At 67.4% G+C, this 17,214-nt stretch carries 16 protein-coding genes; all 16 read left to right on the plus strand.

Features of this window, described 5'->3' with window-relative positions; translation table 11 throughout:
• Positions 1–71: 71 nt before the first annotated feature.
• The 16 genes from AC1DPF_RS07880 to ftsA are packed head-to-tail and all read left to right on the plus strand — an operon-like array spanning position 72 to position 17,188.
• The gene (locus AC1DPF_RS07880; RefSeq protein ID WP_477868963.1) at positions 72–563 is read left to right on the plus strand and encodes a division/cell wall cluster transcriptional repressor MraZ; all 492 of its coding nucleotides are present in this window, start codon (positions 72–74) and stop codon (positions 561–563) included.
• Positions 560–1,543, plus strand: a complete 984-nt coding sequence (gene rsmH / locus AC1DPF_RS07885; RefSeq protein WP_477960600.1) for a 16S rRNA (cytosine(1402)-N(4))-methyltransferase RsmH — start codon at positions 560–562, stop codon at positions 1,541–1,543. Before AC1DPF_RS07880 ends, rsmH begins: the two co-directional genes overlap by 4 nt.
• Positions 1,540–2,163, plus strand: a complete 624-nt coding sequence (locus AC1DPF_RS07890) for a hypothetical protein (protein WP_477960602.1) — start codon at positions 1,540–1,542, stop codon at positions 2,161–2,163. Before rsmH ends, AC1DPF_RS07890 begins: the two co-directional genes overlap by 4 nt.
• Positions 2,160–3,920, plus strand: coding sequence for a peptidoglycan D,D-transpeptidase FtsI family protein (locus AC1DPF_RS07895; RefSeq protein ID WP_477960604.1), 1,761 nt, complete (start codon positions 2,160–2,162; stop codon positions 3,918–3,920). The genes AC1DPF_RS07890 and AC1DPF_RS07895 overlap by 4 nt, the downstream gene beginning before the upstream one ends.
• Complete coding sequence (locus AC1DPF_RS07900) at positions 3,907–5,346, plus strand: UDP-N-acetylmuramoyl-L-alanyl-D-glutamate--2,6-diaminopimelate ligase (protein WP_477960605.1); 1,440 nt, start codon at positions 3,907–3,909, stop codon at positions 5,344–5,346. Before AC1DPF_RS07895 ends, AC1DPF_RS07900 begins: the two co-directional genes overlap by 14 nt.
• Positions 5,343–6,743 carry a UDP-N-acetylmuramoyl-tripeptide--D-alanyl-D-alanine ligase gene (locus tag AC1DPF_RS07905; RefSeq protein WP_477868953.1) on the plus strand — a complete coding sequence of 467 codons (1,401 nt, stop codon included), beginning with the start codon at positions 5,343–5,345 and terminating at the stop codon, positions 6,741–6,743. The genes AC1DPF_RS07900 and AC1DPF_RS07905 overlap by 4 nt, the downstream gene beginning before the upstream one ends.
• Positions 6,731–7,801 carry a phospho-N-acetylmuramoyl-pentapeptide-transferase gene (gene mraY, locus AC1DPF_RS07910; protein ID WP_477868951.1) on the plus strand — a complete coding sequence of 357 codons (1,071 nt, stop codon included), beginning with the start codon at positions 6,731–6,733 and terminating at the stop codon, positions 7,799–7,801. The genes AC1DPF_RS07905 and mraY overlap by 13 nt, the downstream gene beginning before the upstream one ends.
• Entirely contained in the window at positions 7,798–9,078 is a 1,281-nt protein-coding gene (gene murD, locus AC1DPF_RS07915; protein ID WP_477868949.1) for a UDP-N-acetylmuramoyl-L-alanine--D-glutamate ligase, read from the plus strand. Before mraY ends, murD begins: the two co-directional genes overlap by 4 nt.
• The gene (locus AC1DPF_RS07920) at positions 9,075–10,292 is read left to right on the plus strand and encodes an FtsW/RodA/SpoVE family cell cycle protein (RefSeq protein WP_477868947.1); all 1,218 of its coding nucleotides are present in this window, start codon (positions 9,075–9,077) and stop codon (positions 10,290–10,292) included. Before murD ends, AC1DPF_RS07920 begins: the two co-directional genes overlap by 4 nt.
• Positions 10,289–11,449 (plus strand): undecaprenyldiphospho-muramoylpentapeptide beta-N-acetylglucosaminyltransferase, encoded by a 1,161-nt coding sequence (gene murG / locus AC1DPF_RS07925; RefSeq protein ID WP_477960607.1) that lies wholly within the window; start codon positions 10,289–10,291, stop codon positions 11,447–11,449. Before AC1DPF_RS07920 ends, murG begins: the two co-directional genes overlap by 4 nt.
• On the plus strand, positions 11,446–12,867 hold the full coding sequence (gene murC, locus AC1DPF_RS07930) for a UDP-N-acetylmuramate--L-alanine ligase (protein ID WP_477868943.1): 1,422 nt from the start codon (positions 11,446–11,448) through the stop codon (positions 12,865–12,867). The genes murG and murC overlap by 4 nt, the downstream gene beginning before the upstream one ends.
• A complete protein-coding gene (locus AC1DPF_RS07935; RefSeq protein WP_477868941.1) occupies positions 12,864–13,064 on the plus strand; it encodes a hypothetical protein in 201 nt (66 codons plus the stop codon). Before murC ends, AC1DPF_RS07935 begins: the two co-directional genes overlap by 4 nt.
• Positions 13,043–14,002, plus strand: a complete 960-nt coding sequence (murB, locus tag AC1DPF_RS07940) for a UDP-N-acetylmuramate dehydrogenase (RefSeq protein ID WP_477868939.1) — start codon at positions 13,043–13,045, stop codon at positions 14,000–14,002. Before AC1DPF_RS07935 ends, murB begins: the two co-directional genes overlap by 22 nt.
• Positions 14,003–14,039: 37 nt before the next feature.
• Positions 14,040–14,981, plus strand: coding sequence for a D-alanine--D-alanine ligase (locus tag AC1DPF_RS07945; RefSeq protein WP_477960609.1), 942 nt, complete (start codon positions 14,040–14,042; stop codon positions 14,979–14,981).
• Positions 14,978–15,889: a cell division protein FtsQ/DivIB gene (locus AC1DPF_RS07950; protein WP_477868935.1), complete on the plus strand. Its 912-nt coding sequence runs from the start codon at positions 14,978–14,980 to the stop codon at positions 15,887–15,889. Before AC1DPF_RS07945 ends, AC1DPF_RS07950 begins: the two co-directional genes overlap by 4 nt.
• A gap of 36 nt (positions 15,890–15,925) precedes the next feature.
• Positions 15,926–17,188 carry a cell division protein FtsA gene (gene ftsA / locus AC1DPF_RS07955; RefSeq protein ID WP_477868933.1) on the plus strand — a complete coding sequence of 421 codons (1,263 nt, stop codon included), beginning with the start codon at positions 15,926–15,928 and terminating at the stop codon, positions 17,186–17,188.
• Positions 17,189–17,214 lie beyond the last annotated feature (26 nt).

Below are 17,214 nucleotides of genomic sequence, written 5' to 3' on the forward strand. Positions count from 1 at the left end.
CGGCTCCGGCGATCCTCCTCCCCCGAACGGGGTACGCGGTGGCGGCGGGTGCGGTCTTCAATGACGTTCATTTGAACGGCGTCGACGCCAAGGGGCGGGTCTCGCTGCCGGCTGCCTTCCGCCAGACCATCGACATCCGCTGCACCACCGGAAACGTGGCCAAGGGTCTCGAAAAGACGCTGCGCATGGCCAAGCACCCGACCCTGCCGTGCATCGAGGTCAGCGACGCGCTGCAGATCGCCGAAACCGAAGAGCAGATGAACGCCCATGCCGCCCGCATGGCAGAACAGACCGGCCAGCTGCACGGCGACGTGCTCGACGAGCTCGAGGCCAAGACCTATCCGCAGATGAAGGATGTCGGCTACGATTCCGCAGGCCGCATGATCCTGCCGGAGCGACTGCGCGCCAAGGCGCAGATCGGCAGCGATGCGCTGTTCGTCGGCCGCGGCCGACGCTTCCGCATCTGGAACCCCGAAATTCTCCGCGCCAACCTCGATGCCGAATCCGAAGACGTCCTCGAGGAGATGGACGACTTGCTGGCCAAGCGGAAGGAGCGCGCATGACCGCCACCGCCTCCCAGAATGCCGCACCGCATATCCCGGTGCTCCTCGACGAGGTGCTCGCCGGCTTGGCCCCCAAGGCAGGCGAAACGCATGTCGACGGCACCTTCGGGGCGGGCGGCTATACGCGCGCGATCCTGCGCACCGGGGCGCACGTCATCGCCTTCGACCGCGATCCCGACGCCATCGCCGAAGGCCGCGCCCTGGAAGCGGAGAATGACGGGGCGCTGATCCTGGTATCCGATCGCTTTTCCCGGATCGCAGAGGCCCTGCATGAGCGCGGTGTCGACCAAGTCGATGGGGTTACCCTCGACATCGGTGTCTCGTCGATGCAGCTCGACCAGGCCGACCGCGGATTTTCGTTCCAAGCCGATGGCCCGCTCGACATGCGCATGGAGCAGGCCGGCATGACCGCGGCCGATTTCCTCAACGAAGCCGACGAGGCCGAGATCGCCGACGTGCTGCACGAGCTGGGCGAGGAGCCGCGAGCACGCCGCGTCGCGCGTGCGATCGTGGCGGCGCGCCCGATCAGCCGGACCGCGCAGCTGGCCGAAGTGGTGCGCCGCGCGCTCGGCCATCGGCCGCATGAGAAGAAGGATCCCGCCACCCGCACCTTCCAGGCGATCCGGATCCACCTGAATGCCGAACTCGACGAACTGGAGCAGGGCCTTGCTGCCGCCGAACGGGTGCTTCGCCCGGGCGGCCGCCTCGCGGTCGTGTCGTTCCATTCGATCGAGGATCGGATTGTAAAGCGTTTCCTGCGCGAGCGAAGCGGGGCGACCCCGGCCGGCTCGCGGCACCTTCCAGACGTGCGCGGCGGGGGGCCGCGTCCAAGCTTCGAGGCCGTCGCCAAGCCGGTGCGTGCTGGCGATGCCGAGGTTGCCCGCAACCCCCGGTCCCGTTCGGCGACATTGCGCGTCGCACGTCGGACCGAGGCCTCGCCATGGGGCCCCGCTGCACAAAAAGAAGGACGTCTGGGATGATCACGACCCGATTCAGAGAGGTGGTCTGGACTGGGGGCATCTGCGCCGCAGCGCTCTCCTTCTACATGGTGTCGCAGACCGTGGCGACGAAGCGCGCGGAGCTGACCGGGGTCGAGCGCAAGATCGCCGCGACGAATCAGGAGATCCGCCAACTCCGCACCGAGATCGACACGCGCGGCGGGCTCGCCCAGATCGAAAGCTGGAATCAGCGGGTCTACGGCTTGCAGGCTCCCGGTGCCGGCCAGTTCGTCGACAGCGCGATCAAGCTGGTGGCACTCACCCAGCCACAGACGGCGCCAGCGCTGCCGCTCGATCCGGCTATCGTCGCCAGCCATGGCGCGGTCAGCCAGGTCAACCTCAACGTCATCGAGGATGGGGGCATGCGCGCACGGGCGATCAAGACCGTGGCCGCCGCGACGCCATCGCCTCAGATCGCGCAACCGACGCTGCGTCAGGCCAGCTTCGTCCAGGCCAAGCCGTCGGCGCTGGCGCCCTCGACGCCTTCGCCGATCCAGGAGATCGCGCAGCACCGGCCGGCCAGGGCGGGACTGGGCGACGATTTCCTCGCCGATCTCGGCGACGAGGGATCCGCCGGCCGCCCGCGCAAAGCGCGGCCATGAACGCGATCGCCGTCGGGCTCGCCCCGCCGCGCGATCGCGCCCTCGCCAAGATAAACGACGCGACCCGGATCGCACATTACCGGCTGATGATCCTGATGCTGCTGTTTGCGCTGCTCACGGGCATCATCGGACTGCGCCTGTTCTATCTCGCGCTGTTTAACGCGCCCGATCGCAGCGCCGTCTCGGCCGCCGCGGGTCCGCGCGCTGACATCACCGATCGCAATGGCGTCGTGCTCGCCGCAACCATCAAGGGCGCCAGCCTGGCCGTGCGCCCGCCGCGGGTGATCGGAGACAAGGAGAAGCTGGCGACCGAGCTGGCGCGGCTCTTCCCATCACGGCCGATCGACTATTACCGGCGCATCCTGCGCGGCCCGCGCAAGTTCGTCTATCTCGAGCGCGGCGCGACGCCGGCCAAGATCCACGCCGTGCGGCTGCTCGGCGAACCGGCGATCGAGGAGGTTCCCGAGCCAAAGCGCTTCTATCCGCAGGGCACCATGGCGAGCCAGGTGATCGGCTATATGGACATCGGCGGCGTGCCGGTGAGTGGCATGGAGGCCTATCTCGACAAGCGGCTGACCAGCCCTGCCAATGCCGGCCAGCCGGTGGCGCTGTCACTCGACAGCCGGGTGCAGGCCGCGATGGAGAGCGCCCTCGCCGCGCAGGTCATCAAGCATAGCGCCGTCGGCGGTGCGGGCATCGTTCTCGACGTGCACACCGGCGAAATACTGGCGATGGCGTCGTTGCCGGTGTTCAACTCCAATGCGCCGGGACTGGTGCCCGTCGGCACCGATCCGCTTCGTCCGGACGCCCGCTATAATCGCGCGATCAGCTCGGTCTATGAGCTCGGCTCGACCTTCAAGATGATCACCTTCGCCAACGCCATCGAAAACGGCGTCATCACCGACTTCGGCAAGAAATATGACGCGACCGCGCCGCTGCACGTCGGCGGCTTCACGATCCGGGACGATCATCCCGAGAATCGCTGGATGTCGATCCCCGACATCATGATCCATTCGAGCAACATCGGCACCGCGCGGATCGCCGACGAACTGGGCGAGGCGCGGACCTCCGCCTTCTTCCGCAAGCTGGGCTTCGATCGCCCGGTCGATCTCGAGCTTGGTGCGCGCGGCAAGCCGCTCTGGCCCGGCTTCTGGGCGCGGACCACCGTCATGACGACGGCCTATGGCCATGGCATCGCGGTGAGCCAGCTCCACCTCGCCAATGCCTATGCGGCGCTGGTCAACGGTGGGATCATGCGTCCCGCGACGATGCTCAAGCGGGCGCCCGGCACGGTGCCGGCGGGCCGGCGCGTCATCTCGGAGGCGACCAGCGCGCGGATGCGGCAGCTGATGCGGCTGGTGGTGACCCATGGCACCGGCAAGAGCGGCAATCTTCCCGGCCTGCGGATCGGCGGCAAGACCGGGACCGCCGAAAAGAACCTCAATGGCCATTACATCCATAACAGCCTGGTCACGACTTTTGCCGGCGTCTTCCCGATGGACGCACCGCGCTATGTCGTGATCGTCACCATGGACGAGCCGCAGGGCATCAAGGAGACCTATGGTTTCCGCACTGCCGCCTGGACCGCGCTGCCCGCCGTGAAGAACATCATCGCCCGCATCGGCCCGCTCCTCGGCATCATTCCCGATCCCAGCAAGGACATCGATTTGTCCGACCTGCTTCCCTATGTCTACGAAGAGCAGCTGAAGGCGAAAGAGGGCGAGCAGAAAGAGACCTCGATCCATGCGATTGACTGATCTTCTCCCGGACATACCCGCCGAGGCAGGACAGGCCCGCATCACCGGCTTCGCCATCGATCATCGCAAGGTGGCGCCGGGAACGGTGTTCGGCGCCTTCAAGGGAGCGCGCTTCAACGGCGAGGATTTCATCGGCCAGGCGATCGCCGATGGTGCGGTCGCGGTGATCTCGGCGCCCGGCGTGGCGGTCGAAGGGGCGGTCCATGTCAGCGATGCCGAGCCGCGCCGCGCCTTTGCCGCGCTCGCCGCACGCTTTTTCGCCCCTTTCCCCGAGACGACGGTTGCTGTCACCGGCACCAACGGCAAGACCTCGACGGTCGAGCTGACCCGCCAGCTCTGGCGGATGGCGGGTTACCACGCGGCGTCGATCGGCACGCTCGGCGTCACGACCGCGGACGAGCAGGTTTCGACCGGGCTCACCACGCCGGACATCGTGACCTTCCTGTCGAACATGGCCGGGCTGCGCCGCGAGGGCGTCACCCATGCCGCCTTCGAGGCATCGAGCCACGGCCTGTCGCAGTATCGCACCGAGGGTCTGCCGGTCCGCGCCGCCGCGTTCACCAATCTCAGCCGCGATCATCTCGATTATCATGGCACCATGGAGGCCTATTTCGCCGCCAAGCTGCGGCTGTTCACCGAGGTACTCGATCAGGACGGCACCGCCGTGGTGTGGGTCGACGATCACAAGGCGGCAGATGTCTTGGCGGCGATTTCGGCGCGCGGCATCAGGCTGCTCAGCGTTGGTGCCAAGGGCGAGGCAATCCGGCTGCTCGATCGCACCCCCACCGCGCTGGGCCAGACCCTGCGCCTCGAAATCGACGGCCAGGCACGCGAGCTCAAGCTGCCGCTGATCGGCGCCTATCAGGCTGCCAATGCGCTCGTCGCGGCAGGCCTGGTCATCGCCACTGGCGGCGAGATCGACCTGACCCTCGCCAATCTCCAGCGGGTGGCGCCGGTCCGCGGGCGGCTGGAACGCGCCGCGATCACGAAGACGGGCGCGCCGGTCTATGTCGACTATGCGCACACGCCGGACGGGCTCGAAGCCGCGATCAGCGCGCTGCGCCCGCACGCCGCCAATCGGCTCATCACCGTCTTCGGCGCGGGCGGCGATCGCGATACCGGCAAGCGCCCGCTGATGGGCGAGGTGGCGACCCGCTTGTCCGACCGCGCGATCGTGACCGACGACAATCCCCGCAGCGAGGATCCCGGCGCAATCCGTCGGGACATCATGGCTGGCGCGCCCGGCGCCATCGAGGTTGCAGGCCGCCGCGAGGCCATCGCCGCCGCAATCGGCGAGGCCCAGGGCGGCGACATCGTCCTGATCGCGGGCAAGGGCCATGAGCAGGGCCAGATCATCGGTGCCGGCGAGACGATGCGCGTGCTGCCGTTCGACGACGTCGGCGTGGCGCGGGAGTGCGCGGCATGACCCCGCTCTGGACCGCCTTCGACATCGCCGCGGCGGTCGATGGAGAAGTGCATGGCGATTTCTCCGCGAGCGGCGTCGCCTTCGACTCGCGGGAGATCGGCGCCGGCGACCTGTTCATCGCGCTGCAGGGTGAAGCGACCGACGGGCACCGCTTCCTCGACAGGGCCTTCGCGGCAGGGGCCGCCGGCGCGATCGTATCGGAAGCCTGCAGCGGCCCGCATGTTCGAGTCGCCGATACGATGGCGGCACTGGACGCGCTGGCGGCCGCGTCCCGCGCCCGGATGAAGGGCCAGATCATCGGCGTCACCGGTTCGGTGGGCAAGACCGGCACCAAGGAAGCCCTGTTCGATTGCCTCGACCGGTCGCTGCGCGGCAGGGTCCATCGATCGGTCAAAAGCTATAACAATCATACCGGCGTTCCGCTGAGCCTCGCCCGGATGCCGGCCGATACGCGCATCGGCATCTTCGAGATGGGGATGAATCATAGCGGCGAACTGGCCGCGCTGACCCGACTGGTCCGTCCGCATGTCGCGATCGTGACCGCCATCGCCCCGGCCCATAGCGCATTCTTCGCAAGCGAGGCCGCGATAGCCGAGGCCAAGGGCGAGATATTCCAGGGACTGGAGCCTGGCGGCACCGCGATCATTCCCTATGACAGCCCCCACCGCGAGCGGCTCCTCGCCGCCGCCCGGCCCTTCGCAGGCCGGATCCTCACCTTCGGCGCCAACCGGGCCGCGGATGTCCACATCCAGGACATGGTGCCGCTCGACAACGGCACCCTGGTATCGCTGATCCTTCCCGATGCCGAGCTCACCTTCACCATCGCGCCTCCAGGCGAGCATTGGGTATCGAACGCCATGGCGGTGATCACCGCGGTCTGGGCAGTCGGTGGCGACCTGGCCGCCGCCGGCCTCGCCTTCGCGGACATGGCGGGCCTGCCCGGGCGCGGGCTACGCAGCCACGTCGCCGCCGGCGGCGGCACGGCGCTGGTCATCGACGAGAGCTATAATGCCAACCCCGCCTCGATGGCGGCGACGATCAAGATGCTGGGCGAGGAGAAGGCGGAGCGCCGGATAGCCGTGCTCGGGGAAATGCGCGAGCTGGGCGCCGGATCGCCCGCCTACCACGCCGATCTCGCCGGGCCGCTGCACGAAGCCAAGGTGGATTTTGCACTGCTCGTCGGCCCGGAGATGACCGCGCTCGCCAACGCTCTTGAGGGACGCATCGATTTCGCGCATGTGCCCGACGCCGGCGCGGCGCTCGATTCGATCGAGACACTGATCGCGCCCGGCGATGCCATATTGATCAAGGGATCGAACGCGATCGGCCTTTCGCGCCTCGTCGAGCATCTGCGCTCGAGGGCAGGAGCCGGCGAAAGGACGACATGCTCTACCTGATTGCCGATCAGCTCGGGTTTCCGGGAATCCTGAACCTCATTCGGTACATCACCTTTCGCGCGGGCGCGGCTGCGCTGACGGCCCTGTTCATCGGCATGCTCATCGGCCCGCGCTTCATCGGCTGGCTGCGCATTCGCCAGGGCAAAGGCCAGCCGATCCGCGCCGACGGCCCGCAGACCCATCTCGCCAAGGTCGGCACGCCGACGATGGGGGGACTGATGATCCTGATCGCGGTGATGGTCTCGCTGTTGCTGTGGATGGACCTTACCAACCGCTATGTCTGGGCCTGTATCGGCGTGACGCTCGGCTTCGGGCTGATCGGCTTCCTCGACGATTACGACAAGGTGACGAAGCGCAGCCACAAGGGCGTCTCGGGCAAGGTTCGCCTGCTGGGCGAATTCGTCATCGCCGGGCTGGCAAGCTGGCTGATCGTGTCGGGCAACGGCACTGAGCTGTACCTGCCCTTCTATAACGGACCGGTGATCGATCTCGGCCCCTTCTATATCCTGTTTGCCGCCTTCGTGATCGTCGCTTTCGGCAATGCGGTGAACCTGACCGACGGGCTGGACGGACTCGCCACCATGCCGGTGGTGATCGCCAGCCTCGCCTTCTTCGTGATCGTCTATCTGGTCGGCAACGCCAAATTCGCGCATTATCTCGGCATTCCGCATGTCTTCGGGGCGGGCGACCTGACGATCATGACCGCGGCGATCATCGGCGGCGGCCTCGCCTTCCTGTGGTTCAACGCGCCGCCGGCGGCGGTGTTCATGGGCGACACCGGCAGCCTGGCGCTCGGCGGAGCGCTCGGCGCGATCTCGGTGGTCGCGCATCACGAGATCGTCCTGGCGATCGTCGGCGGCCTGTTCGTGATGGAGACCGTCTCGGTGATCCTCCAGGTGTTCTTCTACAAGCGCACCGGCAAGCGCATCTTCCGCATGGCGCCCATCCACCATCATTTCGAGCAGCTCGGCTGGAGCGAGCCGACCGTCGTGATCCGCTTCTGGATCATCGCCTTCGTCCTCGCCCTCGCCGGCCTCGCGACGCTCAAGTTGCGGTGATCACGAGCAGCGCCTTTGCGGGGAAGACCTACGCGGTGCTCGGGCTGGCGCGCTCGGGACTGGCGGCCGTCGAGGCGCTGCTGGCGAGCGGCGCCCGCGTCACCGCGTGGGACGGAAAGGAGGAAGCGCGCGCGAAGCTTCCGGGCGGCGCCACCCCGGCCGATCCGCTCGCCTCCGACCTCAGCGAATATGAGAGCGTCATCGTGTCGCCCGGGGTGCCGCTGAACAAGCATCCGATCGTAGCGCACGCCGCGCAGTTCGGCGTGCCCGTGATCGGCGATATCGAGCTGTTCGCCCAGGCGCGCGCCGACCTCCCTGCCCATAAGGTCGTCGGCATCACCGGCACCAACGGCAAGTCGACCACGACCGCGCTGATCAAGCACATCATCGAAACGGCTGGCGTGCCGACCCTGATGGGCGGGAACATCGGGCTCCCCATCATGGGCCGTGATCCGCTCGAAAAGCACGGCATCTACGTTCTCGAGCTGTCGAGCTATCAGATCGACCTGACCTTCAGCCTCGACTGCGACGTCGCGGTGCTGACCAACATCACCCCCGATCATCTCGATCGCTATGACGGCTTCCAGGGCTATGCCGACAGCAAGGAACGGCTGTTCGCGATGCAGTCACCCGAGCATGTCGCGATCATCGCCGTCGAGGATGCGCCGAGCCGGGCGATAGCATCGCGCTATCCCCAGGTGATCGGCGTGTCTTCGGCCGAGGTATCCGGCCAGGAGCATTGGCCGGCGCTGCAGGGACCGCACAACGCGCAGAACGCCGTCATCGCGATACAGGTCGCCCGCGCGCTGGAGATCCCGGAGGGTGCGATCGACAAGGGTCTCGCGACCTATCCCGGCCTGCCGCATCGGATGGAGCGGGTCGCCGAGAAGGCCGGCATCCTGTTCGTCAACGACAGCAAGGCCACCAACGCGACCGCGACCGCGCCGGCGCTGGCCGCCTATCCGCGCATTCACTGGATCCTCGGCGGCCTGCCAAAGACCGACGATCTCGACGACTGCGCACCGCAGTTCGATCATGTGGTCGCCGCCTATACGATCGGCCAGGCCGGCCCGATGTACGCGCGGATTCTCCAGGATGCCGGCAAGCCCGTTACCGAGAGCGGCACGCTCGACCAAGCGGTGCGCGATGCCGCCGCCGCTGCCAGACCCGGCGAGGTCGTGATGCTCTCGCCGGCATGCGCATCGTTCGACCAATTCGGCGATTATGAAGCACGCGGCGACGCTTTCCGTCGCGCGGTGAAGGGGCTTTCGCTATGAACGTCTCGGTGAATTTCGACTCTGCCGTCCCGCCGTCGCCCCGCCCCGTGAAGCGCTCCCGGTTCGGGCGCGGCAAGCGCACGCCCTTCGCGCGCTGGTTCTGGGAGATCGACCGCGTCCTGCTGCTGCTGGTGACGATGCTGATCGGCATCGGCCTGATCGCCGTCGCCGCCGCCTCGCCGGCGGCGGGCGTGCGCTATTCGGGCAATGGGGTCACCGTCGCCGCGCGCCACTATTTCTGGATGCAGCTCGCCTGGACGATCATCGCCGTGCCGGTGATGATCGGCGTCTCGGCACTGCCGGTAAAGGTCGCGCGGCGGATGGCGCTGATCGGCGGCGGTATTTTCCTGCTGCTACTGGCGCTGGTGCCGGTCGTCGGCAGCGCCGCCAACGGGGCGACACGCTGGATCGCGCTCGGCCCGGCGAAGATCCAGCCGTCGGAGTTCCTGAAACCGCTGTTCGCGGTCGGCATGGCCTGGCTCTTCTCGCTGCGCACCCGCAATCCGGGCATTCCCTTCGCGCTGATCTCGGTCCTGCCCATGGCTCTGATCGCGGTGCTGCTGATGAAGCAGCCGGATTTCGGCCAAACGGTGATCTTCGTTTCGGTATGGATCGTGCTGTTGATGCTGTCGGGCGCGTCGCTCAAGCTGCTCGGGATGCTTGGCGCGGGCGGTCTCGCCGCGGTCGTCTCCGCCTATCTGTTCTATTCGGTGGCCACCGAACGCATCAACAAATTCCTGTTCAAGCAGGGCGACACCTACCAGATGGACCGCGCCCATGCCACGCTCACCAACGGCGGACTGCTGGGGACCGGCCCGGGTGCGGGAACCGAGAAATTCACCCTGCCGGAGCCGCACACCGACTATATCTTCTCGGTGATCGGCGAGGAGTTCGGGCTGATCGCGTGCATCGCCATCGCCTGCCTCTATCTCGCCATCGTCGCCCGCGTCTGCCTGCGCCTCCTGCGCGAGGAGAATGATTTCCTGCTGCTCGCCTCTGCAGGCCTCGTGTCGCAATTCGGGCTGCAGGCGCTGATCAACATGATGGTCAATGTCGGGCTGGCGCCGTCCAAGGGCATGACCCTGCCGTTCATCAGCTATGGCGGCTCGTCGATGATCGCGCTGTCGATCGGATTCGGGCTGCTCCTCGCCTTCACCCGCGAGAACCCGCACCTCAAGGAAGCCGCCTATACGGTGCGCTGGAACGGCCGATGACGATCGTTCGCCATTTCGCCCTCGCGGCCGGCGGGACCGGGGGCCATATGGTCCCCGCGCATGCATTGGCGGCCGAGCTGATGCGCCGCGGCCACCGCGTCGCCCTCGTCACCGACGAGCGCGGCGCGCGCATCCCGGGCCTGTTCGACGGCGTCCAGACCCATATCATCCCGGCGGGGCGTCTTGGCGGCGGCCCGCGCGCATGGCTGAAGGCCTGGCGCGACATTCGCGCGGGTACGGCGATGGCGCGAACCCTCTACGAGACCTTCGATCCGGCGGCGGTGATCGGCTTCGGCGGCTATCCCGCCCTCCCCGCCCTGCGCGCCGGCTTCAAGGCGCGCGTCCCGACGCTGGTGCACGAGCAGAATGCGGTGCTCGGGCGGGTCAATCGGCTCGTCGCCGGCAAGGTCGACGCGATCGCCACCGCCTATCCGCAGGTCCAGCGACTCAAGCCGAAATATGAGGAGAAGACCTTCCTCGTCGGCAATCCGGTGCGCGACGTCGTTCGCGACATCCGCAACCAGCCCTTTCCCGAAATCGGCCCCGACAGCATCTTCCGAGTGCTCGTCACCGGCGGCAGCCAGGGTGCGTCGATTCTCTCCGATGTCGTGCCCGACGGGCTCGCGCTGCTGCCGCAGGGCTTCCGCCGCCGGCTGCAGGTGACCCAGCAATGCCGCCCCGAGGACATCGAGGCGGTGCGCAGCAAATATAAGGTGCTGGGCATCCCCGCCGATCTCGCTACCTATTTCACCGACCTGCCCGAGCGGCTCGCCTGGGCGCATCTCGTGATCGCGCGCGCCGGCGCGTCGACCATCGCGGATATCAGCGTCGCCGGCCGGCCCGCGATCCTGATCCCGCTGCCGTCTGCCGCCGACGATCACCAGACCGCCAACGCGCGCGAACTCGCGGCAGTCGGCGGCGCGCGATCGATCAGGCAGGAGAACTTCACGCCGCAGGAGCTGGCCAAGCAGATGCAGAAGCTGGCGCTCGATCCCAAGGCGCTGATCAACGCGGCCAGGCGCGCCTATGGCGTCGGCCGCCCCAACGCCGCGGAGGATCTCGCCGACCTGGTCGAGCGGATCGGGCTCTCCCCGATCATGGATCCCATCCCGGTACAAAATCTCGAACTCCGTCCTTTGAAAGGCGCATTCGCATGAAGGGTGTCGCAATTGACATCGGCACCATCCACTTCATCGGGATCGGCGGCATCGGCATGTCCGGCATCGCCGAGGTGATGCACAATCTCGGCTATAAGGTGCAGGGTTCCGATGTCGCGGAAGGCTATGTCGTCGAGGGGCTGCGCAAGCGCGGCATCGAGGTGATGATCGGCCACAAGGCGGAAAACCTTCGCGATGCCGCAGTGGTCGTCACCTCGACCGCGATCAAGCGCGGCAATCCCGAGGTCGAGCTGGCGCTGGAAAAGCGCGTGCCCGTGGTTCGCCGCGCGGAAATGCTGGCCGAGCTGATGCGCCTGAAGTCGACCGTCGCCATCGCCGGGACCCACGGCAAGACCACCACGACCTCGATGGTGGCGGCGCTGCTCGATGCGGGAGGAGTCGATCCGACCGTCATCAATGGCGGAATCATCAACAGCTACGGTTCCAACGCCCGGCTCGGCGCATCGGACTGGATGGTGGTCGAAGCCGATGAAAGCGACGGCAGCTTCCTGCGCCTCGACGGCACCATCGCCGTCGTCACCAACATCGATCCCGAGCATCTCGATCATTACGGCTCGTTCGAGAAGGTAAAGGACAGCTTCGTCGAGTTCGTCGAGAATGTTCCTTTCTATGGCGCGGCGCTGCTGTGCATCGACCATCCCGAGGTCCAGGCGATCATCCCGCGGGTTCGCGACCGGCGCGTCGTGACCTATGGCTTCTCGGCGCAGGCCGACGTCCGGGGCGACAATGTCACCCCGATCCCCGGCGGCAACCGCTTCGACGTGGTCGTCCGCAACCGTGATGGCGCCACCCGCCGGATCGAAGGCGTGACCCTGCCGATGCCTGGCCGCCACAATGTCCAGAACGCGCTCGCCGCGGTCGGCGTCGCGCTGGAGATGGGCATAACCGACGACATCATCTCCACCGGCTTCGCCAAGTTCGGCGGCGTCAAGCGACGCTTCACGAAGGTCGGCGAAGTGCCAGTCGGCAACGGCGTCGCCACGATCATCGACGATTATGGTCACCATCCGGTCGAGATCCGCGCGGTGCTGGCCGCGGCACGCGAAGGCGCCCGCGCCAAGGTGATCGCCGTCGTCCAGCCGCATCGCTACACCCGGCTGCGCGACCTGATGACCGACTTCCAGACCGCCTTCAACGATGCGGACATCGTCTATGTCACGCCTGTCTATCCCGCCGGCGAGACGCCGATCGAGGGCATCGACGCCGCCGCGCTGGTCGCCGGACTCAAGCAGCGCGGGCATCGCGCCGCACAGGCTATTTCCGGGCCGGATGCGCTGGCCGACACCCTGGCGCGGACGATCGGCCCCGATGACATGGTGATCTGCCTGGGCGCCGGTGATATCACCAAATGGGCGGCGGGACTCTCAGGGGCGATAACCAAGGAGAAGGCAGCATGACCGACTATTTCGCGTCCTGGAAACTCCTGCAGGACCAGGCCCTGCACATGCACAAGACCGCCGTCGACGCGGCGTTCAAGGCAATGGGCAGCGGCGAGCAATTCAACAACGCGGCCAAGGCGGCCAAGGAACTCGCCGACATGCAGGCCAGGGCGTGGGAACAGTGGATGGCAATGTGGGGCATCAACAAGAAGTGAGCCCCGCGTCCGCCACGACCTTGCCAGCGCCGCGGCTGCCGCCCCTGCGCGGCAGCGTGGAGGCGCGTGCGTCGCTGGCGGATTTCATCTGGTTCCGGACGGGCGGACCTGCCGAGTGGCTGATCCGCCCTGCCGATGCGCAGGACTTGTCCGACTTCCTGAAAGAGCTCGATCCCGCAGTTCCGCTGTTCCCGGTCGGCGTCGGATCGAACCTGATCGTGCGCGACGGCGGCGTGCCGGGCGTGACCGTGCGGCTGCCCAAGAGCTTCGCGAAAGTGACGATCGAGCCCGGCCATCGGGTCCGCGCAGGAGCGGCCACGATGGGCATCACGGTGGCGAGCGCCGCGCGCGACGCGGGCGTGGCGGGGCTTGAGTTTCTCCGCGGCATCCCGGGCACGGTCGGCGGCGCGGTTCGGATGAACGCCGGCGCCTATGGCCGCGACGCCTCCGACATCCTGGTCGAGGCGACGGTGGTGCTGCGCGACGGCAGCGTGGAAACCTGGCCCGCAGCGCGGCTGGGCTATAGCTACCGCCATTCGGCACTGCCCGAGGGTGCCGTCGTGGTCGAGGCGCTGTTCGAGGGAGTGCCCGGCGAGCCCGGGGTGATCGGCGCCGAGATGGACCGCATCGCCGCCGAACGCGAAGCGAGCCAGCCGCTGCGCAGCCGCACCGGCGGATCGACCTTCAAGAACCCCGATGGTCACAAGGCCTGGGCGCTGGTCGACGCGGCCGGCTGCCGAGGCCTCACCCGCGGCGACGCCCAGGTCAGCGAGAAACACTGCAATTTCCTGCTCAACCTCGGAACGGCGCTTTCCGCCGATATCGAGGCGCTGGGCGAAGAGGTGCGCGAGAAGGTGAAGGCGACGTCGGGCGTGACACTGGAGTGGGAGATACAACGGGTCGGCTTGTTTCGGAACGACGCGAGGGTGGCAAAGTGAGCGGATTTCGGTTCCCCGCGCCGGGGAGGAATTGGGCATGACCCACCCCAAGCTGCACGTAGCGGTCCTGATGGGCGGCTGGTCCTCGGAACGCGAGGTGTCGCTGACCTCGGGCCATGGCGTCGCCGATGCGCTGGAGAGCCTCGGCCATCGCGTCACCCGCATCGACATGGATCGCGAGGTCGCGCTGCGTCTTGCCGAGGCGAAGCCCGATGTCGTGTTCAATGCGCTCCACGGCACGCCTGGAGAAGACGGCACGGTGCAGGGCCTGATGGACCTCATGGGCTTGCCCTATACGCATAGCGGCCTCACCACGTCGGTGATCGCGATCGACAAGGAGCTGACCAAGCAGCAGCTCGTTCCCCACGGCATCCGCATGCCCGAGGGCAGGATCGTCGCGAGCGCCAGCCTGTACGAAGCGGACCCGATCCCGCGCCCCTATGTGCTTAAACCTGTCAACGAGGGCTCGTCGGTCGGCGTGGCGATCGTGAAAGAGCGTGACAATCACGGCACGCCGATTCATCGTGACGCGCATGGCCCCTGGCAAAGCTTCAAGACCCTGCTCGCCGAGCCCTTCATCCGGGGCCGCGAGCTGACCGTCGCAGTGCTCGGCGATCGCGCCCTGTGCGTGACCGAGCTGGTGCCCACCAGCGGCTTCTACAATTATGAGGCCAAATATACCGACGGCCTCACCACCCATATCTGCCCGGCAGACGTGCCGCAGGATATCGCTGATGCGGCGATGAAGATGGCGCTCGACGCGCATCGCCTGCTGAACTGCAAGGGCACGTCCCGCTCGGACTTCCGCTGGGACGACGAGAAGGGCGAGGCCGGACTCTACCTGCTCGAGGTCAACACGCAGCCCGGCATGACGCCGCTCAGCCTGGTGCCCGAACAGGCCCGCCACGTCGGCATGAGCTATGCCGATCTCGTCCAGGCTATCGTCGACGAAGCGCTGCCCCGGGGCGAGCGCGGATGACCGCCGCCCGCGCCCGTTCCGCCGACCGGCGCCCGCGCACCAATGCACCGCCACGCCGCACGCCGGCCAAACGCCGCGCGTCGACGATCGATCGCGCCGTCGACAATCTGCCGATGTCGCGCGATACGCTGCGGCGCACGGGCAACTGGATCCTCGGCGGCGGCATTTGCGTCGGCATCATCGCCGGCCTGATCGCGATGGGCCTGCCCCAGATGATCGGCCTGCTGATCGCCGACGGGATCGGCGACGCCGGCTTCAAGGTCCGCAACGTCGAGATCCTCAATCGCCGCCAGGTCGACAGCGCGGTGGTCTACGACATCGCCATGCGGCAGCAGGCCCGGCCGATGCCGCTGGTCGATCTCGACGGCACCCGCGCCGAGCTGATGAAGCTCGGCTGGATCGCCGACGCCCGTGTCTCGCGCCGGCTGCCCGACACGCTGGTGGTCGACATCGTCGAGCGCGTGCCAACGGCGATCTGGCAATATCAGCACCGCCTCGCACTGATCGACAAGGACGGCGTGGTGATCGGCCCGGTCGACGACCGCGCGATGCCCGATCTGCCGGTTGTCGTCGGCCCCGGCGCCAATCGCCGCGCCACCGAACTCGCCAGGCTGATCGCGACGACGCCGTCGCTCAGGCCGCTCGTCACCGCCGCAAGCTGGCAGGGCGACCGCCGCTGGGACATCATCTTCCAGTCGGGCGAGAAGCTGATGCTGCCGGAAGGCGACGAGGAGGCGGCCAAGGCGCTCGCCTTCTTCGCGCTCGAGGATCGCCGCGCGGGCCTGCTCGGCAAGGGGCTGGTATCGATCGACATGCGCGATCCGACCCGGGTGGTTGCCCGCATGTCGCGCGAGCCCGGCACCAAGATAGAAGCGCCAGCGCCACTCAGCGCCAAGTCGGTGACATGAGGTGGGTGCATGGCGATGTGGGGAAAGGGAGCTGTGATGGCGCAATCGCGTAACGACGGTCTGATCACCGCCATCGACATCGGGTCGTCGAAGATTTCGGCGCTGATCGGCCGCGTCGACGAGGCGGGCGAATTCGAAGTGCTCGGCACCGGCCAGCGCGAGAGCCGGGGCGTGCGCCGCGGCTATATCGCCGACATGGAGGCGACCGAAGCGGCGATCCGCGAGGCTGTCGAACAGGCCGAGACGATCGCCCGCACCAATATCGACCATGTCTGGGTAAGCTTTTCGGCCGGCGGGCTGGTCAGCGACGTGGCGCAGGTCGAGGTCAACCTGGGCGGCGTCCAGATCGAGCAGCAGGATATCGACGAGCTGCTCCGCCAGGGCCGGCGCTCGCTCAATCCCGAAGGGCGGATGGTCCTCCACGCCCAGCCGACGCTCTACACGCTCGATGGCCTCACCGGCGTCAAGAATCCGCTCGGTCTCCACGCGGACAAGCTCGGCGTCGAGATCCATGTCATCGCCGCGGAGCCGTCACCGGTGCGCAACCTCGCACTATGCGTCCGATCGGCGCATCTCGGCGTCAAGTCGATCGTCGCCTCGCCGATCGCGACCGGCGTGTCGTGCCTGACCGAGGAAGACCGCGAAATGGGCATCGCGCTGGTCGAGATGGGCGCCGGCGTCACCAATGTGGCGCTGTTCGCCGGCGGCCTGCTTGTCGGCCTCACCTCGCTGCCGATGGGCGGCTCCGACATCACCGACGATATCGCCTCGGCCTTCAACATCCGCCGCGCGCAGGCCGAGCGGCTTAAATGCTTCCACGGCTCGGCACAGAACTCACCGCGCGACAATCACGAGATGATCGAGATCGGCTCGCCCGAGGAAACCGAGGACGGCGCCGAACCGCCGCGGATCAGCCGGGCACAGCTGATCCAGGTGATCCGGCTGCGGCTCGATCACTGGATGGACGCTGTCGCCAAGGCGCTGACCGAACTCGGCTATGTCGGGCCGGTTGGCCGCCAGGTGGTGCTGACCGGCGGCGGCGCCGAACTCAAGGGCATCGCCGATTATGCGCAGGGATTGCTGGGCCGGAGCGTGCGCATCGGCCGGCCCAAGACGATGCACGGGCTGCCCGATGCCCATAGCGGCCCCGCCTTCGCCACGCTCGCCGGGCTCGCCCAGGTTGCTGCGACCAATCCGGCCGACCTGAGACCATTCTCGGCCGAACCGCAGACCGTCCATCGCGCTCAGGCCAGCGGACTGGTATCAAGGCTGATCACGGCCCTGAAGAGTGGCTATTGACCGTGGGTTTCGGCGCCTCGCCTCCG

Source organism: Rhizorhabdus sp. P4_G6 (genome assembly GCF_056401045.1).